The sequence below is a fragment of the Pseudoclavibacter sp. JAI123 genome, assembly GCF_013409665.1.
In the GTDB taxonomy this organism is placed as follows: Bacteria; Actinomycetota; Actinomycetes; order Actinomycetales; family Microbacteriaceae; genus Pseudoclavibacter.
In genome coordinates, this window is record NZ_JACCCM010000001.1 from 1,671,282 (window position 1) to 1,692,428 (window position 21,147).

A 21,147-nucleotide genomic window follows, 5' to 3' on the forward strand; every position below is an offset into this window, starting at 1 on the left:
CGAACTCGCACGGTTCGCAGTGAAGATTAAGGTCGTATGACGGAAGTCATCGAACAGCCTGCCGGAGAGCAGCGCACCGGGGAGCGAATCCTCGGGGCGCTGCTCTACGCGCTTCTCGGCCTCATCGTCGGCACGGTCACGACGTTCCTGCACCGCGGTCGCGTCGAGCTCTTCGACACCACGCTGTGGGTCGGTATCGTGCTCGGACTCGCCTGCATCCTGTGCCTCGGCATCGGCCTCCGCATGTACCTCGTCGACCGGTGGATGACCACGGGATTCGCGGCCGGCGTCGTCGCGGCGGTCGGCGCCCTCGGACTCTGGAACCCCGGGTCCAGCGTCGTCGTCGTCGGGGACGCATTCGGCCTCGCGTGGCTGGCGCTCGCATCGCTCATCGCGGCGGCCTGCGCATTCTGGCCGCAGCTCCCGAGCCGTCGAGCGCGAACGACGCCCGTCCGCGACGAGTACGATGGGAGATCGCCCACGAACTTGGAGGAGTCACCCAAGTGACCTACGTCATCGCCCTTCCCTGTGTCGACGTGAAAGACCGGGCCTGCATCGACGAGTGCCCCGTCGACTGCATCTACGAGGGCGACCGGATGCTCTACATCCATCCGGACGAATGCGTCGACTGCGGGGCCTGCGAGCCCGTGTGCCCCGTCGAGGCCATCTACTACGAAGATGACCTGCCCGACGAGTGGAGCGAGTACTACACCGCGAACGTCGACTTCTTCAGCGAGATCGGCTCCCCGGGAGGCGCGGCCAAGGTGGGCGTCATCCATCACGACCACCCCCTCATCGCGGCACTCGACCCCCAGGGGGACGGCGCGTGACGCTGGGTGAGCTTCCCGACTATCCGTGGGACAACCTCGCGCCGTACGTCGAACGAGCGAAGTCGCATCCTGACGGCGCCGTGGACCTGTCGATCGGCTCGCCGGTCGACCCGACTCCCGAGATCGTGCGGACGGCGCTGCGCGAGCACGCCGACGCGCACTCCTACCCGACGACAATCGGCACCCCTGAGGCGCGGGATGCAGTGGTCGAGTGGTTCGCGAGGAGCCGGGGTGTCACGGGGCTCGGGCGAGCGAACACGATGCTCACGGTGGGCTCGAAGGAGTTCGTCGCCACGGCGGCGTTCTTCCTGCGCCTCGGTGCAGGCGACACCGTCGTCTACCCGGCACGCGCCTACCCCACGTACGAGATCGGCGCCGTCTTCGCTGGGGCGGCGGGGTTCTCAGGTGACGACCCGGCTTCCTGGCCCGCGTCGACGAAGCTCATCTGGCTGAACAGCCCCGGCAATCCGGACGGACGCGTCCTCGGCGTCGACGAGCTCAGGGCCGCGGTCGAACGTGCGCGGGAGCTGGGGGCCATCATCGTGAACGACGAGTGCTACGCCGAACTCGGCTGGGGTGAATGGTCGGGGGAGCGCATCCCGAGCATCCTCGACGATCGGGTCACCGGTGGTGACCTGACGAACATCCTCGCCTGCTCCTCGCTGTCGAAGCGCTCGAACCTCGCCGGATACCGAGCGGCGTACATCGCTGGTGATGCCTCGCTGATCGAGAGACTCCTCGTCGCGCGCAAGCACGCCGGCCTCATCGTGCCAGCTCCTGTGCAGGCGGCGGTCGCGACGGCGCTCGGCGATGACGAGCACGCCAGGGAGCAGTACCACCGCTACCGCCGACGCCGCGAGGTGCTGCTGCCGGCCCTGCAGTCCTGGGGGCTGCGCATCGAGCACAGCGAGGCGGGGCTCTACCTCTGGGGCACGACAGGACATGACTCGTGGACCACGATCGGCGCGCTCGCCGATCTGGGCATCATCGGCGGGCCGGGCGTCTTCTACGGCGACGCCGGAGCCCAGTACGTCCGCATCTCACTCACGGCCACCGATGCGCAGATCGCTGAGGCCGCCCGGCGCCTGATTGCGGCCAATGCTGACCAATCGGTGCACGCGCAGTAGACAACAGACAGCACATCGCGGGTTTCATTGTGGATTCGCATAGTCACCTTGTCGACCGATTAGGCTATGAGGACACTGCGCGTTCTGCGTGCTCGCCGGGGAGCATCCCCCACTCGCTCGAGGAGGATTTGTGACTGAACAGCACAAGCAGGCTGAGGCCCACCAGCACGAGGCGGACTCGGCCACCTTCAGGATCGGCGACAGGACCGCGGAGTTCCCAGTCCTGCGCGCCACCGAAGGCGCTGACGCGGTCGACATCTCGACGTTCATGAAGCAGACGGGATACACGACGCTCGACCAGGGGTTCGTCAACACGTCGTCGACCAAGTCCGCCATCACGTACATCGATGGTGCCAACGGCATCCTGCGTTACCGCGGCTATCCGATCGAGGAGCTCGCCTCCAAGTCGAGCTTCCTCGAAGTCGCCTACCTGCTCCTCTACGGTCAGCTCCCCACCGAGTCCGAGTACGAGAGTTTCACGGATCGCATCCGCCATCACACCCTCCTGCACGAGGACCTCAAGCGCTTCTTCACGGCACTGCCGCCGCACGCTCACCCCATGTCGGTGCTCTCCAGTGCGGTCAACGCGCTCTCGACCTACTACGAGGACTCGCTCGACGTCCACAACCCCGAGATGGTCGAGCAGTCGACCATCCGGCTCCTCGCGAAGATCCCGGTCATCGCCGCCTACGCGCACAAGAAGAGCATCGGCCAGGCCTTCCTGTACCCGGACAACTCGCTCGACTTCGTCGACAACTTCCTCAAGCTCAACTTCGGCAACCTCGCCGAGCCGTATGAGGTCAACCCAGTGCTCTCGAAGGCGCTCGAGCGCCTCCTCATCCTGCACGCCGACCACGAGCAGAACGCATCGACGTCGACGGTCCGCCTCGTCGGCTCGACCGAGGCGAACATGTACTCGTCGATCTCAGCCGGCATCAGCGCGCTCAACGGCCCGCTGCACGGTGGCGCGAACGAGGCAGTCCTGAAGATGCTCGCGCAGATCCAGGAATCGGGCGAGGGCGTCGACCGCTTCGTCGAGCGCGTGAAGAACAAGGAAGACGGCGTCCGCCTCATGGGCTTCGGGCACCGCGTCTACAAGAGCTACGACCCGCGCGCGAAGCTCGTCAAGGAGTCCGCCGACGAGGTGCTCGCCGCCCTCGGCGTCAACGACCCGCTCCTGGAGCTCGCCACGCAGCTCGAGCAGGTCGCGCTCAACGACGACTACTTCAAAGAGCGCAGCCTCTACCCGAACGTCGACTTCTACACGGGCCTCATCTACAAGGCCATGGGGTTCCCCACGCGCATGTTCACGGTGCTCTTCGCCATCGGCCGGCTGCCCGGCTGGCTCGCGCACTGGCGTGAGGCCAACGCCGACGCCAAGACGAAGATCGGTCGCCCGCAGCAGCTGTACACGGGGGAGCCGGAGCGGCACTACCCGGAGAACCGCGGCTTCCAGCTTCTCTGACGCTGGCCGCGCGACGACAAGAGAGAGCCGCCGGAACCTGGAAATCCCTGAGAGGGCTTCCGATCCGGCGGCTCTCGCTCTACGCTGAACGAACAAGACACTCCCCGCTCGAGCCGCACGACAGGTGGCCAGCGGGGAGTGTTGTTTCGTCTCCGGGTTGCGGGGGTTGCTAGGCGTGCAGCGCGTCGTTGAGCTGGATGCCAGCCCCCGTGCGGGCTAGGGCCTCGACGGCGCCGTTGAGCGAGTTGCGACGGAACAGCAGGTTGGGCACACCGGAGAGCTCGGCGGCTTTCACCGAGCGGGGCTCGCCGATCTGACCGTCGGGGTCGCTCACGCCGATGAGGGAGACCTTCGTGCCGGCCGTGACATAGAGGCCGGCCTCGACGATCGAGTCGTCGCCAAGCGAGATGCCGATGCCGGAGTTCGCGCCCAGCAGTGCGCGCTCGCCGATTCGGATGCGCTCCTTGCCGCCGCCGGAGAGCGTGCCCATGATCGATGCGCCGCCGCCGATGTCGCTGCCGGCGCCGAGGACGACGCCCTGGGAGACGCGGCCCTCGACCATGGAACGGCCGAGCGTGCCCGCGTTGAAGTTGACGAAGCCCTCGTGCATGACGACCGTCCCCGGGGCGAGGTGCGCGCCGAGCCGCACCCGTCCGCCGTCCGCGATGCGCACATCCGCCGGCATGACGTAGTCGAGGAGGCGCGGGAACTTGTCGACGGCGTAGACCTGGATGCCCTCGCGCTGAAGGCCCGCGCGCGAGCTCGCCGCCAGCTCGGGGCGCATGGGCCCGACGTTGGTCCACGCGTTGGTGGGCAGGTGGCCGAAGATGCCGTCGAGGTTGATGCTGTTGGGCTCGACGATGAGGTGGCTCAGGAGGTGGAGGCGCAGGTAGGCATCGACGACGCTCTCGACGGGACCGTCCAGCTCCACGGTCACCGTGACGGGGCTGACCTGGACCTGGCGACGCTCGTCATCGTAGGCGAGGGCGGCGAAGCTCGCGGGCGAGATGTGCGGGTCTCGGCCCTCTGGCAGGGCGCCGAGCGCGGGTGTCGGGAACCAGGCGTCGAGCACCTGTCCGTCGTTCGTGATGGTGGCGAGGCCGTCGCCCCACGCGGTCCGCGGGTCGTTGGAGGTTGGTGCATCGTTGGTCATGGCTCCAGGCTACCCAGCGAAGGGCTCGCGCGGGCACGAGCGGGCCCGTTCCGGTGGAGGACTTAGGCTTGAGCGCATGTCTTCTCTCGCGAGCGCCGACGCCATCGATCTGACGCGACCTTCGACCGAACTCACGAGGCTGCTGTGCGACATCCCGTCGGTATCCGGCGAAGAGGCGGCGATTGCCGACACGATCGAGGCGGCGCTCTCGCCGTTCGAGCATCTCGAAGTGCTCCGGCTCGGCAACACGATCGTCGCGCGCACGTCGCTTGGTCGCACCCAGCGGGTCGCGATCGCCGGGCACATCGACACGGTTCCGATCAACGAGAACCTCCCGACCCGCAGCGAGGTGCTGACGCCCGAGCAGGCGGCCGCGGACGTGCCGGGCACGCCGGCCGGTGAGTACCTCTGGGGGCGCGGCACCGTCGACATGAAGGCCGGTGTTGCCGTGCAGCTGCGGCTCGCGGCAGAGCTCACGGAACCCGCCGTCGACGTCACCTGGATCTGGTACGACAACGAGGAGGTCGCCTCAGACCTCAACGGCCTCGGGCAGCTGGCCGATGCGCGACCCGATCTGCTCGCGGCGGACTTCGCGATCCTCGGCGAACCCACGAAGGGGGAGGTCGAGGGTGGCTGCAACGGCACGATCCGCGTCGACATCCGCACGAGAGGCAAGCGCGCGCACTCCGCCCGCGCCTGGGTGGGCCAGAACGCCATCCACAGGGCGGCGCCGATCCTCGCGAGGCTCGCGGCGTTCGAACCGGCCACCGTTCCCGTCGAGGGGCTCGACTACCGGGAGGGGCTCAACGCCGTCCGCATCTCAGGGGGAGTGGCCGGCAATGTCATCCCAGACGAGTGCGTCGTGCACGTCAACTACCGCTTCGCTCCGGACAAGTCGCTCGACGAGGCCGAGGCGAAGCTCCGAGAGTGGTTCGGCGACTTCGAGCTCGACTTCGTGGACCGTTCTCCCGCCGCGCGTCCCGGGCTGGACGCACCGCTCGCCCGCGGCTTCCTGGAGGCGGTTGGGGCGGAAGCCAAGCCGAAGTACGGGTGGACGGACGTGGCGCGCTTCTCGGCCCTGGGCATCCCGGCCGTCAACTACGGCCCCGGCGACCCGTTGAAGGCGCACGCGGACGACGAGCGGGTGCTGCTGACCGAGATCACGCGCGTCGAAGAGGGGCTGCGCACGTGGCTGACCTCACGCTAGCCAGGACTGGGCGCGACGACTTCACCGTCGCCGCTGACACGCGACCCACCTACTTCTCCTACTACTGGAATCGCCTGCCGCCACTTGCGCAGGTCGCCATCATCTTCGCCGTCTCCCGCGTCGTGACGACCACGTTCCTGCTGGCGTTCGCCTCGCAGCAGCAGGAGACCTGGCAGTCGCCGGCCAAGCCCGACCTGTGGACCTTCTCGAACCTCTGGGACTCGGCCTGGTACGAGCGCATCGCGACAGGGCCGTACGGCTACTCCAGTGACCTGCCGAGGAACGACGAGGGGCAGGTGACCGAGAACGCGTGGGCGTTCATGCCCGTGTACCCGGTGCTCGTCCGCGCGCTGATGCTCGTGACGACGCTCCCCTGGGAGATCGCGTCCGTGCTCGTCGCGACGGCCTTCGGGTTCGCCGCTGCATGGGTCTTCAACCGAACGCTTGCCCTGGTCGTCGACAAGAGCACGACGTCGTTCGCGACGCTGCTCTTCTGCATCGGGCCGACGAGCCCCTTGCTGCAGCTCGGCTACGCGGAGAGCGCGCAGAACTTCTTCGTCGCGCTGCTGCTGTACCTCCTCATCAAGCGCCAGTGGCTCGTCATGCTCCCGGTCATCGTCATCGCATCCTTCACTCGCCCGACCGGGCTCGCGTGGGCTATGACGCTGGGCCTGTACTTCCTCGCTCGCTGGTGGATGCACGCCAAGGGCAGAGAGGACTTCCCGAAGCCGGAGGTCATCAAGGTCATGGCGGCCGGTCTGCTCTCGGCGCTCGCCGGCTTCGGCTGGCTCCTCATCGCATGGGCCGTCACCGGCATCCCGTCGGCCTACATCGACACGGAGCTGGCCTGGCGCATCCACTACACCGGCCCCATCGAGCTCGTGCCGTTCACCGGCTGGTTCCACGGATCGACGTTCTGGTTCGGGCAGCCGATCGGTGCCGTGATCGTCGTGCTGTTCGTCGTCGTCGTGCTCGGCGTCATCGCGCTGCCGGTCATGCGAAGGCTCGGCATCGAGATCAGGATCTGGCTGCTCAGCTACTTCACATACCTGTTCGCCGTGTTCTTCCCGCAGTCGAGCACCTTCCGTCTGCTCATGCCGATGTTCCCCGTCCTCGGCGCGGTCGCCATCCCCAAGTCACCGCTCTACCGGGTCGGCGTGGTCGTCGTCATGCTCGTCGGCCAGCTGGTCTGGCTGTACATCTGCTGGTACACCGTGGAGGGTGACTGGACCCCGGCTTAGCCCGGTCCAAAACGTCACCGTTCCGTGGCCGGAGCGTTATCGTTTCCGGCACAGAAAGCCCTGGTGAACCCCTACATTGAGGGCAGGCAACAGCACCGACGCAGCAGCGTCGACAGAACACGGGGGAGCAGGACATGGAACGACTCGGGGCGGGGCGGATCGCAGTAATCGCGGCGGTCGGGATGCTGGCACTTTCGGGGTGTCAGGCGACACCGGGGGAGGCGGGCCCAACGACCACGTCGTCACCCACCGCGGCAGTCACGGCGACGCCTGAGGTCACGGAGACCGCGACCGCAACGCCCGAGGAGACGGAGCAGCCCGCGGTTGCCTGGAGCATCTCCTCGATCGACTCGGCGGAACAGTGCGCGCTCTTCACCGACGCCATGCTCGGGGACCTCAACCCGGCGCGCCTCGTGCCCTTCGAGCAGGCGTTCTCGATCGAGCAGCACCCTGATCTGACACAGCTCGCAGCTGCAGCTCCCGAACTCTGCAACTGGGTTCCGTCGAGAGTCGGAGATGTCGAGGGGACCGGTGGTGGTCAGCCCGGTGGGAAGTGGCGCTCGACCTTCCTGCACATCGCGACCGTTCCGAGCAGCGAGACGCTCGACGCCGCGACCATGTTCGATGAGTTCGAGAGCTTCACCGAGGGGTTCTCGGTCGGCACGAACCCGTACACCACGCAGGAGCTCGGCGACGGCACCGTCTACCTCCTCGAGAACAAGACGCACGGCGAGACCGTGCCCGCCGACATCTGCCACTACGTCGAAGGGCAGACCGTCGTCACCATCGTGCGTGAGACCGATGGGCAGTGCGTCGCGGCCCTCGAGCGGGCCGTCGCCGTCGCGAAGGGCTGACCTGCTGGCCCAGCCCCAGAGACAGCGATCGCCGCATCCAGCACGGATGCGGCGATCGTCGTCTGCGGGTCGCCCCGCTGGTTGAGCTAGGAGCGTGCGGCGTCGAGGCGCTCGCCGACGTTCTTCCAGTTCACGATGTTCCAGAACGCCTTGATGTAGTCGGCACGGACATTCTGGTAGTCGAGGTAGTAGGCGTGCTCCCACACGTCGAGCTGCAGGAGCGGCGTGACCCCGAACGGGATGTTGCCCTGCTGGTCGAACAGCTGGAACGTCGTCAGGTTGCCGCCGGTCTGGTCGTAGCCGAGCACCGCCCAGCCGGAACCCTGGACGCCGAGGGCCACCGCGGTGAACTGCGCCTGGAACTTCTCGAGTCCGCCGAACTGCTCGTCGATGGCGTCCTTGATGCCACCCTCGGGCTCGCCGCCCTCGGGGGAGAGGTTGGTCCAGAACACGCTGTGGTTGACGTGCCCGCCGAGGTTGAAGGCGAGGTCCTTCTCGAGCTTGTTGATGTTCGCGAGGTTGCCGCTGTCTCGCGCCTCGGCGATCTGCTCGAGGGCCGTGTTCGCGCCCTTGACGTACGTCGCGTGGTGCTTGTCGTGGTGCAGCTCCATGATGCGAGCTGAGATGTGGGGCTCGAGTGCCGCGTAGTCGTATGGAAGGTCGGGAAGCGTGTATTCAGCCACGGAAAGTCCTTTCGATCATCTGGCAAGAGCAGGAGGCGTCGTCGACGCCAACGCCTTTCGACGCTACACCTCGCTTCTGGTCGTTCCCCCGTCGATTCCCCGCAAGTCTGCGTGCATCCAGAACACGACTTTTCACATTCCGGAGGGCCGAATGCACACTCCGTCCACGAATTTGGGATACTAGGAGGACACTGCACAAATCTTGGAGGCGCAATTATGGCCGCGATGAAACCGCGTACTGGTGACGGACCTATGGAAGCCATCCGCGAAACACGGCTGATCATCGTCCGTGTACCCCTCGAGGGTGGCGGGCGCCTCGTGGTGTCCGTCAACGACGACGAAGCACGCGAGCTTCGCGATGCGCTGAGCTCGGTCGTCGGCGAATAGCCGTTCCGCACGAAGCAGAAGGGCGTCGACCATTCGGTCGGCGCCCTTCTGCTGTGCCTGCTCGGGGCCTTCTTGCCTAGCGCAGCTTCGTGAGCTGCAGGATCCCGCCGTCAAGAGGCAGGAGTGAGAGCCGCAGGTCGTCTTGCAGGTCGAACTCGGCGTAGAGCGCGCGAAGGCCGCTCGTCAGCGCATCGCGGCGGGCCGGCGATGCCACCTTGCCGCCATTGAGCGCGCCGAGTGCCACGATCGTGCCGCCCGGGCGGATGAGCCGGAGTCCGTGCTGCAGGTGAGCGCCGATGTGCGCCACGTCGCCGCCGATGACGACGAGGTCGTACCCGCCCTCCGTCATGCGGGGGAGCACGTCCTGCGGGTGGCCCGTGATGAACCGGAGGCTCGCGCCTCGCGCACCCGCCGAGACGAGCAGGCGACGAGCGTGGCCGAGGTACTCGGGCTCAGCATCGATGCAGGTGATCGTCGCGCCGGGCGCGCCGCGCCAGACCGCGTGGGTCAGTACTCCCGCCCCGGTGCCGATCTCGATGATCGTGGATGCGCCCGTGGCGGCGGCGAGGAACGTCAGGTGGGCGGCGGCTGCCGCCGAGGGGAGCGGGAGTCCGAGTTCGAGCGTCAGCTGACGAGCATCCCGGACGAGGGCATCGTCCACGATTCGCTCGTTGATGTAGCGCGAGCTGAGCTCCAGTTCAGACATTCTCCAAGACTAGCGTCGGCCTGGCCCGCGGGGCCCGAATGCGGAGTCCCAGCTGGCGTGCCCGAGTGCCGTGTTGGCGCAGACCAGAGCCTATGATGGGACGGTGTTTGGGCTGACGTTTGAGAAATTGCTGTTGATCGGCATTATCGCGGCCTTCATCATCGGTCCCGACAAGCTCCCGAAAGCTGCCGAGCGTCTCGCTGATGCGGTCAAGTGGCTTCGTGGTGCGTCCACGAACGCCAAGTCGCGCATGAAAGAGGAGATGGGCGACGACTTCGCGGACGTCGACTGGCGCAAGCTCGACCCCAGACAGTACGATCCCCGCCGCATCATCCGCGACGCGCTCCTCGCTGAAGACGAGCCCGTGGCCCCTGAACCCGCTGTCGCGAAGCCGACCTCGACAGGAGCGGCTGCGAGCACCGCGGCGCTGGCCGCTGGAGGAGCCGCCGCCGCGATCGGCGGTGCTTCGCGACCGAGCTGGGCAGCAGGCGCCGCTCCAGCTCCCGCCGTGGTCGGGCCCGTGCCCTTCGACGGTGAGGCGACCTGATCCTGACGCCCAACCACGCTCACGCAGGCGGGCGCGCTGCATGTCTGCCGGCCCCGTCTAGACGAGCGACACGGGCAGCCTGCGGCCGCTGAGCCCCCTGGGCTGAGCGAGCAGTGCATCCGCCGCCTGCTGCAGGGCGATGCCCGCCGGAGTGGTCGGTGCCTGCCGGAGCAGGGGCGTGCCTGCATCGCCGGACTCGCGCAGAGACTGGCTGACGGGCACTTCGGCGAGCAGCTCGACGGGGGAGCCGTCTTCGCTCAGACGATCAGCGACCGCCCTTCCGCCGCCCTCTCCGAAGAGCGCGACACGCACACCGTCGGCCGAAGCGAACGGCGACATCGTCTCGATGACGCCGATGACGCGCTGGCCGGTCTTCCTGGCGAGCGCACCCGAGCGCCACGCGACTTCGGCCGCCGCGGCCTGGGGCGTCGTGACGACGACGACCTCGGCTCCCGGCAGCAGCTGTCCGAGGGAGATGGCGATGTCGCCGGTTCCCGGCGGCAGGTCGAGAAGCAGGACGTCGAGGTCACCGAAGTACACGTCGGTGAGGAACTGCTCGATCGTGCGGTGCAGCATCGGGCCGCGCCACGCGACCACCTGCGCGTCGTCGCCGAGGAACATGCCGATCGAGATGAGCCTCACCCCGTGCGCCTCAGGCGGCACGATCATGTCGCCGACCCGAGTGGGCGAGACATCATCACCCAACCCGAAGAGACCCGGAATCGAGTATCCGTGCACATCCGCGTCGATGAGGCCCACGCTGAGCCCGCGTCGAGCGAACGCCGCGGCGAGGTTCGCCGTCACCGTCGACTTCCCGACACCGCCCTTGCCACTCGTCACGGCGATGACACGCGTCAGCGAGTCCTTGCCGAACGGATGCACGCGTCCGGCTCGCGAGCCGCGGAGCCGTTCAGTGAGCGCGGTCCGCTGCTCGCGCGTCATGACGCCCACCACGAGCTCGTAGGGCGCGCCGTCGATGACCGACTCGATCGCAGATCGCACGTCCCGCTCGATCTGGCGGGCAGCAGGACAGCCCACGATCGTGAGGCGGAGCTCGACCTCGAACGCCCCGTCCCCGCGCTCGTCGACGCGCTCGATCATGCCGAGCTCGGTCAGCGGTCGACGCAGCTCAGGGTCGCTGACCTCGCCGAGCGCGCCCCAGATGTCCGCAGCGACGGTCACGCCACTCACACCTGCTCTTCTGCCGACTTGGCCGCGCGCTTCCTGTCCCGGATGGCTTCCGCACGTCGCCTCGCTGAGTCGCTGACCCGCTGCTCCTCGCGCGAGATGGTCTCAGAGCCCTCCTCATCGGGATCATCGAGGTCCTCGATGTCCTCGAGCAGAGCGCGCAGCTCGGCCCGGATGAAGTCCTTGGAGGCCAGATCCTTGGTCAGGACGCGCAATGCCACGATCTCGCGCGCGAGGTACTCGAGGTCGGCCGAGTTGCGCTCGGCGCGCTGCCGGTCCTGCGCGATCTGCACGCGGTCGCGGTCATCCTGCCGGTTCTGGGCGAGCAGCAGCATGGGGGCCGCGTAGGACGCCTGGAGCGAGAGCATGAGCGTGAGGGCGATGAAGCCGAGGTCGGCGGAGTCGAAGCGCAGCTCGATGGGTGCCATCGAGTTCCACACGACCCAGAAGATGACGAACAGCGACAGACCGACGAGGAAGGCGGGGGTGCCCATGGCTCGGGCGAACGCCTCCATGCCGCGGCCGAACGCATCGCTGCGCTCGTGGTCGCGGTTCTCCGAGTCGTCTCCACGAGCGTCACGCCTCGGCTTCGGGCGCGGCCGACGGAGGTGGAGGCCCTTGACCTTCGGGCGCTCGAGATCGTCTTCACGACGTGCCATGAGTCCTCCGGACCACTGGAGAGTTCGCGGGGGCGGTGACGGCGCGCTTCGTGCCGACACGCTGCGAGACGCGGCTGGGCACGACCTCGCCTTCCGCGTCGACCTGTCGCCAGTCCTCTGGCAGGAGGTGATCGAGGACGTCGTCGATCGTCACGACGCCCACGAGGCGGTGCGCCTCGTCGATGACGGGCAGCGCGACGAGGTCGTAGCTCGCGAGCACACGAGCAACCTCGGCGTCGCGCATCGTCGTCGGCGCTGGCTCCATCTCGCGGTCGAGGATGGTGTCGAGGCGCTCGTGCGGCGGATATCTGAGGAGCCGTTGGAAGTGCACGAGGCCGAGGTACCGGCCGGTCGGCGGCTCGTAGGGGGAGAGGGTCACGAAGACACTGGTCGCGAGAGCAGCCGGGAGGTCCTTCCGGCGGATCAGCACGAGCGCCTCTGCCACCGTGGCGTCCCCGGGGAGGATGACGGGATCGGTGGTCATGAGACCACCAGCGGTGTCCGGTGCGAACTCGAGGAGCATGCGGACCTCTTCCGCCTCCTCCGGGTCCATTCGCTGCAGGAGCGCCTCGCTCTTGACCGCGTCCAGCTTGGCCACGAGATCGGCGGCGTCATCAGGCTGCATCTTGTCGAGCACGTCAGCCGCATGCTCCTCATCGAGCCACTCGATGATCGTCACCTGGTCGGACTCCCGCATCTCCTCGAGCACATCCGCGAGCCGCTCGTCCGGCAGCATGCTCACGACCTCCTTGAGGCGTGCATCCGGCAGATCGAGGAGCGCTGTCGCGAAGTCGCTCGGCTTCATGTCGGAGTGAGCCGTGAGGAACTGGGTCGCCGCCTGCTGCTCACCGAGCGTCACCTCTGGAGTGACCTCGTCCCACGTCGCGAAGCGCGTCGGGCCGGTGCCGAAGAGCTGCTTGCTCTTGCGAGGCAGGCGGACGAACAGCTGGCCCACGTTCCAGTACCCCTGCGCGTCCTCCTCGATCTGGACGTCCTCGATGGTGCCAGTCGCCGTCCCGTCGTTGAAGGTCACGGAGCGGTCAGCGAGGTCCGCGAGCACACGCACCTCCTGCCCGTGCTGCACGAACGGGCGCGAGTCGATCTCACCGCTCACGACGATCTGCCCCGAGCCGATCGACTCGACCTGACGGATCGGGATGAAGATGAGTCGCTTGCTCTTCGTCTCGACGACGAGCCCGTTGACGCGCGGGGAGTGCGCTGCGCGGTACTCGACGATGACGTCGCGCACCTTGCCGATGCGGTCGCCGTCCTCGTCGAAGACGGGGCACGCGGAAAGTCGCGCTGTAAAGACCTTGGAGACGCTCACGGGCCAATGGTAGTCGCCCGTGAGGGCTCGCCAGCCGAGAGCGAACATGTGACCGGGCCGCCGCGTTTCCTACTGGCGTGCTGAGAGAATGGCGGCATGACAACCCCAGGCACGACGACACGTGGCGCGCGCAGTCGGTTCCCGAAGGTCCCAGAGGGCGACGTGATCGCGAGCCTCGAGAGCTACGAGGAAGCCCGCGCCGTCGTGGACGGTCTCGCGAAGCAGGACTTCCCGGTCTCGACGGTCTCGATCCTCGGCAGTCACCTGCGCACCGTCGAGCGGGTCACGGGCCGCATGTCGTTCGGCAAGGCGGCGCTCGGTGCGGTCGGCACAGGCGTCATGCTCGGTCTCTTCGTCGGGCTGCTCGTGCTCATCGTCACGCCCGGGGTCGGCTTCGAGACCCTCATCGCGATCCTGCCCGTCGCGATCGGCTTCTCCGTGATCTGGAGTGTCATCGGATACGCGGCGAACCCGCAGCGTCGGCAGTTCACCTCGGTCATGCAGGTCGTCGCGACGCACTTCGACGTCGTCGTGCCGCGGGAGCACGCCGGGAAGGCGCGCGGTCTCCTCGGCACGCAGCAGGCACCTGCCGCTGCGGTTCCGGCCCAGCAGGCGGCGGTTCACGTGCCGCCCGCCGCACCTCCCGCGCAGCAGCCCGGGCTCGACGCGCCGGCAGCTGACGCGGCGAGCACGGACGCCGAAGCTGCCCCCGCAGCGCCCCGCCGCACCTACTCAGAAGCGCAGGCCGAGCTGCGGCGGCTCGAGCGCGAGAAGCGCGCCCAGCAGGCAGACCAGGGACGGCCTGGGCCCAACGGCACGTCCTGAGCCAGCGGCCCCGCCGCTATTCGCCGTGAAGCCTCGCGAACCACGACTCGACATCCGCAACCGTCCGCGGAATGGCTGACGAGAGGTTCTCGGCGCCGTCGGCCGTGACGAGGATGTCGTCCTCGATGCGCACGCCGATGCCCCTGAGCTGCTCTGGCACCGTGAGGTCGTCCGGCTGCAGGTACAGCCCCGGCTCGATCGTGAACACCATGCCCGCCTCGAGCACGCCGTCGAGGTAGAGCTCGCGGCGCGCCTTCGCGCAGTCGTGCACGTCGATGCCGAGGTGATGGCTCGTGCCGTGGACCATGTAGCGGCGGTACAGCTGCTCGGCGGGGTCCGTCTCGCCGACCCCCAGCGGCATGCCGAGCTCCTGCGTGCGCTTGGCGATGACCTCCATCGCCGTGTCATGGATCGTGCGGAACGTGATCCCCGGGCGAACGATCGCGAACGCGGCATCCGCGGCCTCGAGGACGATCTCGTACACGAGGCGCTGCTCGTCGCTGAACCGTCCCGTCACCGGGATCGTCCGCGTGATGTCCGCCGTGAACAGCGAGTCGACCTCGACCCCCGCATCCACGAGGATCAGCTCGCCTGGGCGCACCGCGCCGGAGTTCTTCGTCCAGTGGAGGATGCAGGCGTGGCTCCCGGAGGCCGCGATGGTGTCGTAGCCGACGTCGTTGCCCTCGAGGCGCGCCCGCTGCTGGAAGACGCCCTCCACGATCCGCTCACCGCGCGGATGGGCCGACGCCTGCGCCAGGGCCGCGACGATGTCGTCGAAGCCCGCGGCCGTGGCTGCGACGGCCTCGCGCATCTGGCCGATCTCGTAGGCATCCTTCACAAGCCTGAGCTCGCTGAGGTCCTGGGCGAGGAGGGCGTCGTCGGCGAGGAGCTCATCGAACTCGGCGTCGGGGAGCGACATGGTGCGCCGAGCCTCGTCGACTCGGTCCGTGAGCGCAGCATCGGCCTCGCGAAGCACGAGCGTGCGCGCGTCCGTCACCAGACCGAGCTCGGAGAACTCGGCGAGATCCCGAGCCGCGACGTCGAGGTCGGCGGCGGTCTGCGCGAGCGACGGCCGTGGGCCGATCCAGAATTCGCCGATCTCGGAGTTCGCGTAGAACTCGTCGCTGTCACGGCCGGCGCGTTCGCGGAAGTACAGCGTCGCGTCGTGGCCGTCGTCGACGGGGTCGAGCACCAGGACGGCGCCAGGCTCGGCGTCCGAGCCCCACCCCGTCAGCTGCGAGAAGGCGGAGTGCGCTCGGAAGCGGTAGTCGGTGTCGTTCGAGCGCTGCTTCAGACTCCCCGCTGGGATCACCAGCCGCGCGCCCCGATGACGTGCGGAGATCGCGTCGCGGTGGGCGGCGGCTGTCGGCACCGACACTCGGGCCTCCGGCAGCGGCTCGTCGCGCTCTGCCCAGCCGCGCATGATCTGCGACCGGAACACGTCGCTCTTCGGCGTCGTGCTGCGGTTCTCGTTGGCAGGCGCTTCGACGGCCTGCGCGCCTTCGTCCACGGCCGATGCCGCCTCCGTGGCGGATGCTGTGGCAGGTGCTGTGGCGGACAGGGTGCGGGAGCGGTCGGAGGTAGTCACCCCACCATTGTCGCGCGGAAAACTGGACGACGCGGTCACCGTCGAGGCGCTCTCGATGAGAAGGCGCGTCAGCTCAGCGACGACGGGGAAAGCTGCGCGAACACCGGCCGGTGGTCGCTGCCGGCGTCGTCGCGGGAGACCACCACCTCGAAGCCCGTGACGCTCCACTCCGGCGTCGCCATGACACGGTCGATGTTCGCACCGAGCAGCGGAGGCACTCCCGCGGTCCAGGTGCCCACGGCGCCGTTGCCCGTCGCCAGCGCCGCATCCGCGCACGAGCCGAGCTGGCTGGCGCCACTCTCTCCAAGACCCGAGAGGTGGTCGAGCGTCGAGTTGAAGTCGCCGGCGACGATCGTGTTGCTCGTGCACTGCGCCGCGAGCCATTCCAGGTCGGCCTTCCACGCCTCCATGTTGCCCGGCGTCGGCGAGACGGGGTGCGCGGCGATGATCGTGGGGCCGCTGCCGTCGACCGGGACCGCGATGACCGTCGGAAGCGTGCTCGTATCACCGCGGTCGGTGACGACCTCGTAGTCGCCGAGGTCCGGAGAGATGAGGAGCGTCGTCGACGTGGCCTTGTAGTCCTCATCGATGGTCTGGGTGTGCACCCACATGGGTGAGCCGGCCTCGGACATCTGTGCGGCGATCTCCACGCCCAGCTCCTCGGTCGTCTCCGGGAGCACGACGACATCCGCACCGACTTCCACGGCGAGCTCGGCGATCGAGGGGGAGCCGGGAGCGTCGCCGCGCGTGTTCCAGCTCAGGATGTTGATGGACCCCGGCGCGTCGCTCGCGGCGAGGGGAGCACCGAGGCCCCGGTCGAAGAGCACAGCGACCGTCGACGCGACGAACAGCGCGATGACCAGAGCGGTCATCCCGAGGACCGCGCGCGCCTTCCGAGAGGCGAGGACCGGAATGAGCAGGAGCAGGAGGATCGCCGTCGCCCCGATGGCCACGGGCAGCCGGAACGAGATCGCCTGGGCCACCAGCGGCGCGCGCTGCAGGTCGAGCAGCTGCGGCCAGCCGAGGACGATCGCCGCGGCGAGCGCGACCAGCCCGAGGAGGATCCCCGCTGCACGGTGGCCGGCGAGAGAGGAACGTCTGGGGTGTGAAGAGCTGCGCGGCATGACCGCCTCAGCGTAGCCCCAGAGCCGAAGAGAGCCTGGGAGGCGCGTGGCGTTCACTTCCGGACCCCCTGTGATTTGATCGAAGCATGACCCCCTCCGACAAGCCAGGCATCGATCTCCACACCCACTCGGTGGTCTCAGACGGGACCGAGTCGCCTGGTGACGTCGTGCGGCAGGCGGCGAGGGCGGGCCTCGACGTCATCGCCCTCACCGACCACGACACGACGGCAGGCTGGGCGGATGCCAGCGTCGCGGCGCGGGAGACGGGCATGACGCTCATCCCAGGTATCGAGTTCTCCTCCCAGCTGAACCACGCGAGCATTCACGTGCTGGGCTACCTCATCGACCCCGCGAACGAGGTCATGCTGGCGGAGATGCAGCAGGTGCGAGAGTCCAGAGTCTCGCGTGCCGAGCGGATGGTGCAGATGATCGGCGGCGACCACGACCTGGACTGGAACGACGTGCTCGCCGTCACGGAGCCCGGCGCGACGGTCGGCCGTCCGCACATCGCCGATGCGCTGGTGTCCAAGGGCATCGTCGAGAGCCGTGTCGCCGCGTTCGAGACCATCCTGCACTGGAGAGGCGGCTATTACGTCGCGCACTACGCTCCCAGCCCGTTCGACGCCGTCAGGCTCATCCGGAGGGCCGGTGGGGTGCCCGTGCTCGCGCATCCGGGATCGAGGGGAAGGCGGGGAATGGCAGCCGACGTCCTCGAGCAGCTGGTGCAGGCCGGCCTCGGCGGGCTCGAGGTGGGGCACAGGGAGAACGATGCGGAGAGCCGGCGCCTCCTGCTGGACATCGCTGCAGAGCACGACCTCATCGTCACGGGGTCGAGCGACTACCACGGTGCGGGAAAGCCGAACCGACTCGGCGAGAACACGACGGCGCCCGAGCAGCTGGAGCGGATCCTGGAGCAGGCGACGGGCAGCGGTCCAGTGATCGGCGGAGCTACCCCGCTCTGACCAGCCTGAGTTCGGCGACGGGCGGCGGCGTCGCCGGGGAGGCGAACGGCGCCGAGCTGGTGCCCGGCGCCGTCTGCATTCGTGCAGCGATCATCTCGGCGCGCCGCGGATGCTCGCTGTCCTGCGACTACTCGCTGGGCTGCGACTCCTGGCGAGAGGCGCCTGACTCGCTGCCGGCTCCACCGCCGCGACGACGACGACGTCGCCGAGCGGGGCGTTCTGCCCCGGCCTCGGCGGCAGGCTGCTCCCCGGACGCGGCCTGCGCTGCCGGCGCCTGGCCTTCCGGAGCGGCGCTCGAGTCGTCGCTGCGGCGACGCGAGCGTGAACGTGCGGGCCGCTCCGACGAGCCTCGCGTCGAAGAGCCGCCGCGTTCGCTGCGTTCGTTGCGCTCACTCGAGCTGTGGCGGCTGCCGGGCGACTGCACCTCGCGCTTCGGCGCGGCGATGCGCCCCTTCGTGCCTTCCGGGATGCGCATGTCGGCGTAGAAGTGCGGGGAGGAGGAGTACGTCTCGACGGGCTCCTCCGCTCCGAGCTCAAGCGCCTTCGAGATGAGCGCCCACTTGTGCAGGTCGTCCCAGTCGATGAAGGTCACGGCGATGCCCGTGTTGCCGGCACGACCCGTGCGGCCCACACGGTGCAGGTAGGCCTTCTCATCCTCCGGGATCGTGTGGTTGATGACGTGCGACACGTCGTCGACGTCGATGCCGCGAGCCGCGACGTCGGTCGCGATGAGCACGTCCTTCTTGCCGGCCTTGAACGCCGCCATGGCACGCTCGCGCTGCTCCTGGTTGAGGTCGCCGTGGACGGCGGCGGCTTTGAAGCCACGGTCGGTGAGCTCCTCCATGAGCTTTGCCGCTGCGCGCTTGGTGCGCGTGAAGATGACGGTCTTCCCGCGGCCCTCTGCCTGCAGGATGCGGGCGATCATCTCGTCCTTGTCGAGCGGGTGGGCGCGGTAGATGACGTGCTCGATGTTCGCCTGCGTGATGCCCTCATCCGGGTCGGTCGCGCGGATGTGGATCGGCTTCGTCATGAAGCGGCGGGCGAGGGCGACGATCGGCCCGGGCATCGTCGCGGAGAAGAGCATGGTGTGGCGGGTCGCCGGCGTCTGCGCGAAGAGGCGCTCGATGTCGGAGAGGAAGCCGAGGTCGAGCATCTTGTCGGCCTCGTCGAGCACCATCTCGCGCACGTTGGAGAGGTTGAGCATGCGCTGCTGCGCGAGGTCGAGGAGACGGCCCGGGGTGCCGACGACGATCTGGGCGCCGGCCTTGAGCTGCTCGATCTGGCCCTCGTACGCCTTGCCGCCGTAGATCGGGACGACGGTCGTGGTGCGACCGGAGACGGCGATCTCGAGGTCTTCGTAGACCTGGACCGCGAGCTCGCGGGTGGGCACGACGACCAGCGCCTGCACGCCATGGGCGGGGTCGAGGCCGAGGCGCTGGATGAGGGGGAGGCCGAAGCCGAAGGTCTTGCCAGTGCCGGTCTTGGCCTGGCCGATGATGTCCTGCCCGCTCAGCGCGAGAGGAATCGTCTGCTCCTGGATGGGGAACGGCTCGGTGATGCCGTGTCCCTCGAGGGCCGAGACGATGTCGGCATCGATGGAAAGGTCGGAGAACTTCACGAGTGAAACGCCCTGTCTGCAGTTGTGGGATGCGCCCGGGAAGTCGAAGGGCGCCGAACGGCCGCGGTCGCGGCATCGCCACAGTCTAGCGAATAGCTGCTTTCTGGTCCTCCGGACATCGGCGGGTACCTAGATCGCCTGACGCGGACCGGCCAGGAGCTGCACCAGGACGGACTCGTCTGGCGCATAGGATGTGCGTGTGAAGCCAGTATTCGGAAGGCGCAGCGGAGACCGATCCCAGGACGACGCAGCCCCGGCATCCGCGCCGAAGCCAGCAACGTCGCTGGGAGACCTGCTGGTTCCCGTCGACGTGCTTGTCGCGCGCGCCGCGTACCTCGAGCTGCTGCTGTTCCAGGAGCTGTCGGCCATCGTCAACGAAGCGCCCGCGCTCGCCAACAAGCAGCACATCGGAGCGGCCGCCAACGCCGCGCTCGAGCGGCACAGGACCCTGCTCGGCGGTGCAGAGGCCGCGGCGGAGCAGACGTCCATCGCGCGCATCGGCGAGGCTGCCGAGCACTTCTCCGGCTACCCGGAACGAGTGCTCGGGCACGACTGGGCGCAGCGTCTGCTGAGCTGCCACCTCTCGTCCGGCTTCTTCCGCGACTTCTTCGGGGAGGTTGCCGAGCAGGGCGGCGAGCAGTACCGGGCGGCGCTTGCGGCCGTCTTCATCACCGACGAGGAGCGGGATCAGCTGCTGCCGGTGATCGAGGCGGCCATCCACTACGAAGACGGCCTCGGCGACCGACTCGCGATGTGGGGACGCCGCATCGTCGGCGACACCGTGCTCGCGATCAGGCTCGCCCTCGACGTGCCGCTGGGAGCGAGTGGAGATGCCCTCATCCCCGACGGGGAAGCGCAGCTCGAGAAGCTCGCGTCGGTGCTGTACGCCGGTCATTCCCGGCGGATGAACACACTCGGGCTCGCTGCCTGACGGACCTGCACGACCCTGCCCCTGTATCGGGGCACGGCGAAGGCCCCCGGCCCGGCCACTCCAGTCGGAGTGTCGGGACACGGGGGCCTGATCGTCTGCGGCGAGCGGGAGACCGACTCGCCTACGACGTGGTCGTCTGCGCGCGGCCGAGGTGGCTGAGACGGTGCAGCAGGTCGTCGTCATCGTGCTGGCGGCGAGCGCTCAGCGACCAGCCGACGGCGATGGTCACGACCGCGGCGACAACGAGGGTGATGACCCAGATCCAGCCTCCGTCATAGGCGAGCCATGGCGCTGGGCCCTGGAGCCAGGTGAGCGCCTGCCAGGCCACGAGCGCGACGATGCCGCCCAGCGCGGGAAGGAGCACCGTGCCCCGCGTGGCCCGATGGGGTGCCGCGAATTGCACAGCCACACCGAGCAGGATTCCCGCAAGGCCCGCGAACATGAGTTCCATGGTGGTGGGGCTAGGCGATGAAGCCGACGCGGCGAGCCTGGTCGCCGGAGAGCTCCACGTAGAGGATGTTCTCTGTCGCGACGAGGTAGGAGCGCGACTTCGAGTCGTGCAGCTTCACGATGGCTGCTTCCTTCGCGACTGCCTCTTCGATGATGCGCTCGAAGTCGTCCTTGGTGAGATCGGTCTCGAACGAGAGCTCTCGTGGGGCGTGCTTGATGCCGATGCGAACTTCCACTTGGCGCCTTTCGGATGCGAACGGGTGTCTGGCAAGGCT

The 21,147-nt window shown here is 68.3% G+C and carries 23 protein-coding genes; 12 read left to right on the forward strand and 11 right to left on the reverse strand.

Annotated features, from left to right (window positions below):
- Positions 1–36: 36 nt before the first annotated feature.
- The 4 genes from HDC34_RS07870 (at position 37) to HDC34_RS07885 (ending at position 3,422) form a co-directional block, all read left to right on the forward strand.
- Complete coding sequence (locus HDC34_RS07870) at positions 37–507, forward strand: hypothetical protein (protein ID WP_179556475.1); 471 nt, start codon at positions 37–39, stop codon at positions 505–507.
- Complete coding sequence (gene fdxA / locus HDC34_RS07875) at positions 504–830, forward strand: ferredoxin (RefSeq protein WP_104253637.1); 327 nt, start codon at positions 504–506, stop codon at positions 828–830. The genes HDC34_RS07870 and fdxA overlap by 4 nt, the downstream gene beginning before the upstream one ends.
- Positions 827–1,957, forward strand: coding sequence for a succinyldiaminopimelate transaminase (gene dapC / locus HDC34_RS07880; protein ID WP_308807288.1), 1,131 nt, complete (start codon positions 827–829; stop codon positions 1,955–1,957). Before fdxA ends, dapC begins: the two co-directional genes overlap by 4 nt.
- A 130-nt stretch (positions 1,958–2,087) precedes the next feature.
- Complete coding sequence (locus HDC34_RS07885; RefSeq protein ID WP_104312298.1) at positions 2,088–3,422, forward strand: citrate synthase; 1,335 nt, start codon at positions 2,088–2,090, stop codon at positions 3,420–3,422.
- 169 nt (positions 3,423–3,591) lie between these two features.
- Here the strand turns inward: HDC34_RS07885 and dapD are convergent, their stop codons facing one another.
- Positions 3,592–4,575: a 2,3,4,5-tetrahydropyridine-2,6-dicarboxylate N-succinyltransferase gene (gene dapD / locus HDC34_RS07890; protein ID WP_104312297.1), complete on the reverse strand. Its 984-nt coding sequence runs from the start codon at positions 4,573–4,575 to the stop codon at positions 3,592–3,594.
- Positions 4,576–4,651: 76 nt separating this feature from the next.
- Between dapD and dapE the strand changes: the two genes are divergently transcribed.
- From dapE to HDC34_RS07905, 3 genes are all read left to right on the forward strand, one after another.
- Positions 4,652–5,782, forward strand: coding sequence for a succinyl-diaminopimelate desuccinylase (dapE, locus tag HDC34_RS07895; protein ID WP_179556476.1), 1,131 nt, complete (start codon positions 4,652–4,654; stop codon positions 5,780–5,782).
- The gene (locus HDC34_RS07900; RefSeq protein ID WP_179556477.1) at positions 5,764–7,023 is read left to right on the forward strand and encodes a hypothetical protein; all 1,260 of its coding nucleotides are present in this window, start codon (positions 5,764–5,766) and stop codon (positions 7,021–7,023) included. Before dapE ends, HDC34_RS07900 begins: the two co-directional genes overlap by 19 nt.
- A gap of 134 nt (positions 7,024–7,157) precedes the next feature.
- A complete protein-coding gene (locus HDC34_RS07905; RefSeq protein WP_179556478.1) occupies positions 7,158–7,877 on the forward strand; it encodes a hypothetical protein in 720 nt (239 codons plus the stop codon).
- An 86-nt stretch (positions 7,878–7,963) separates the two neighbouring features.
- Here HDC34_RS07905 and HDC34_RS07910 read toward each other — a convergent pair whose 3' ends face one another.
- Positions 7,964–8,560: a superoxide dismutase gene (locus HDC34_RS07910; RefSeq protein ID WP_104253631.1), complete on the reverse strand. Its 597-nt coding sequence runs from the start codon at positions 8,558–8,560 to the stop codon at positions 7,964–7,966.
- A 216-nt stretch (positions 8,561–8,776) separates the two neighbouring features.
- On the opposite strand from HDC34_RS07910, the gene HDC34_RS07915 reads away from it, so the two are divergent.
- Positions 8,777–8,947: a DUF3117 domain-containing protein gene (locus tag HDC34_RS07915; RefSeq protein ID WP_104253630.1), complete on the forward strand. Its 171-nt coding sequence runs from the start codon at positions 8,777–8,779 to the stop codon at positions 8,945–8,947.
- A 76-nt stretch (positions 8,948–9,023) separates the two neighbouring features.
- Here HDC34_RS07915 and HDC34_RS07920 read toward each other — a convergent pair whose 3' ends face one another.
- The gene (locus HDC34_RS07920) at positions 9,024–9,653 is read right to left on the reverse strand and encodes an O-methyltransferase (protein WP_179556479.1); all 630 of its coding nucleotides are present in this window, start codon (positions 9,651–9,653) and stop codon (positions 9,024–9,026) included.
- A 133-nt stretch (positions 9,654–9,786) separates the two neighbouring features.
- Between HDC34_RS07920 and HDC34_RS07925 the strand changes: the two genes are divergently transcribed.
- Positions 9,787–10,200, forward strand: coding sequence for a Sec-independent protein translocase TatB (locus tag HDC34_RS07925; RefSeq protein WP_249312005.1), 414 nt, complete (start codon positions 9,787–9,789; stop codon positions 10,198–10,200).
- A gap of 57 nt (positions 10,201–10,257) precedes the next feature.
- Here the strand turns inward: HDC34_RS07925 and HDC34_RS07930 are convergent, their stop codons facing one another.
- From HDC34_RS07930 to HDC34_RS07940, 3 genes are read right to left on the reverse strand one after another with little or no spacing between them, the layout of a single operon-like run.
- Positions 10,258–11,382 (reverse strand): Mrp/NBP35 family ATP-binding protein, encoded by a 1,125-nt coding sequence (locus HDC34_RS07930; protein ID WP_374757225.1) that lies wholly within the window; start codon positions 11,380–11,382, stop codon positions 10,258–10,260.
- A 5-nt stretch (positions 11,383–11,387) separates the two neighbouring features.
- Positions 11,388–12,047 (reverse strand): DUF1003 domain-containing protein, encoded by a 660-nt coding sequence (locus HDC34_RS07935; protein WP_104312291.1) that lies wholly within the window; start codon positions 12,045–12,047, stop codon positions 11,388–11,390.
- Entirely contained in the window at positions 12,034–13,374 is a 1,341-nt protein-coding gene (locus HDC34_RS07940) for a magnesium transporter MgtE N-terminal domain-containing protein (protein WP_104312612.1), read from the reverse strand. The genes HDC34_RS07935 and HDC34_RS07940 overlap by 14 nt, the downstream gene beginning before the upstream one ends.
- Positions 13,375–13,470: 96 nt before the next feature.
- On the opposite strand from HDC34_RS07940, the gene HDC34_RS07945 reads away from it, so the two are divergent.
- Positions 13,471–14,199, forward strand: a complete 729-nt coding sequence (locus HDC34_RS07945) for a general stress protein (protein WP_179556481.1) — start codon at positions 13,471–13,473, stop codon at positions 14,197–14,199.
- A 16-nt stretch (positions 14,200–14,215) separates the two neighbouring features.
- Here HDC34_RS07945 and HDC34_RS07950 read toward each other — a convergent pair whose 3' ends face one another.
- Both HDC34_RS07950 and HDC34_RS07955 read right to left on the reverse strand, forming a co-directional pair.
- On the reverse strand, positions 14,216–15,787 hold the full coding sequence (locus HDC34_RS07950; RefSeq protein WP_374757226.1) for an aminopeptidase P family protein: 1,572 nt from the start codon (positions 15,785–15,787) through the stop codon (positions 14,216–14,218).
- 68 nt (positions 15,788–15,855) lie between these two features.
- Entirely contained in the window at positions 15,856–16,911 is a 1,056-nt protein-coding gene (locus HDC34_RS07955; protein WP_179556482.1) for an endonuclease/exonuclease/phosphatase family protein, read from the reverse strand.
- Between the two features lie 86 nt (positions 16,912–16,997).
- Here HDC34_RS07955 and HDC34_RS07960 point away from each other — a divergent pair, with 86 nt between their 5' ends.
- Positions 16,998–17,873: a PHP domain-containing protein gene (locus HDC34_RS07960; RefSeq protein ID WP_104312288.1), complete on the forward strand. Its 876-nt coding sequence runs from the start codon at positions 16,998–17,000 to the stop codon at positions 17,871–17,873.
- A gap of 127 nt (positions 17,874–18,000) precedes the next feature.
- On the opposite strand, the gene HDC34_RS07965 is transcribed toward HDC34_RS07960, so the two are convergent.
- On the reverse strand, positions 18,001–19,491 hold the full coding sequence (locus tag HDC34_RS07965) for a DEAD/DEAH box helicase (RefSeq protein ID WP_104312287.1): 1,491 nt from the start codon (positions 19,489–19,491) through the stop codon (positions 18,001–18,003).
- Between the two features lie 199 nt (positions 19,492–19,690).
- Here HDC34_RS07965 and HDC34_RS07970 point away from each other — a divergent pair, with 199 nt between their 5' ends.
- A complete protein-coding gene (locus tag HDC34_RS07970) occupies positions 19,691–20,422 on the forward strand; it encodes a ferritin-like fold-containing protein (RefSeq protein WP_179556483.1) in 732 nt (243 codons plus the stop codon).
- Between the two features lie 121 nt (positions 20,423–20,543).
- Here HDC34_RS07970 and HDC34_RS07975 read toward each other — a convergent pair whose 3' ends face one another.
- Entirely contained in the window at positions 20,544–20,873 is a 330-nt protein-coding gene (locus HDC34_RS07975; RefSeq protein ID WP_146080809.1) for a hypothetical protein, read from the reverse strand.
- A 10-nt stretch (positions 20,874–20,883) separates the two neighbouring features.
- On the reverse strand, positions 20,884–21,108 hold the full coding sequence (locus HDC34_RS18185; RefSeq protein ID WP_104253871.1) for a DUF3107 domain-containing protein: 225 nt from the start codon (positions 21,106–21,108) through the stop codon (positions 20,884–20,886).
- Between the last annotated feature and the right edge of the window lie 39 nt (positions 21,109–21,147).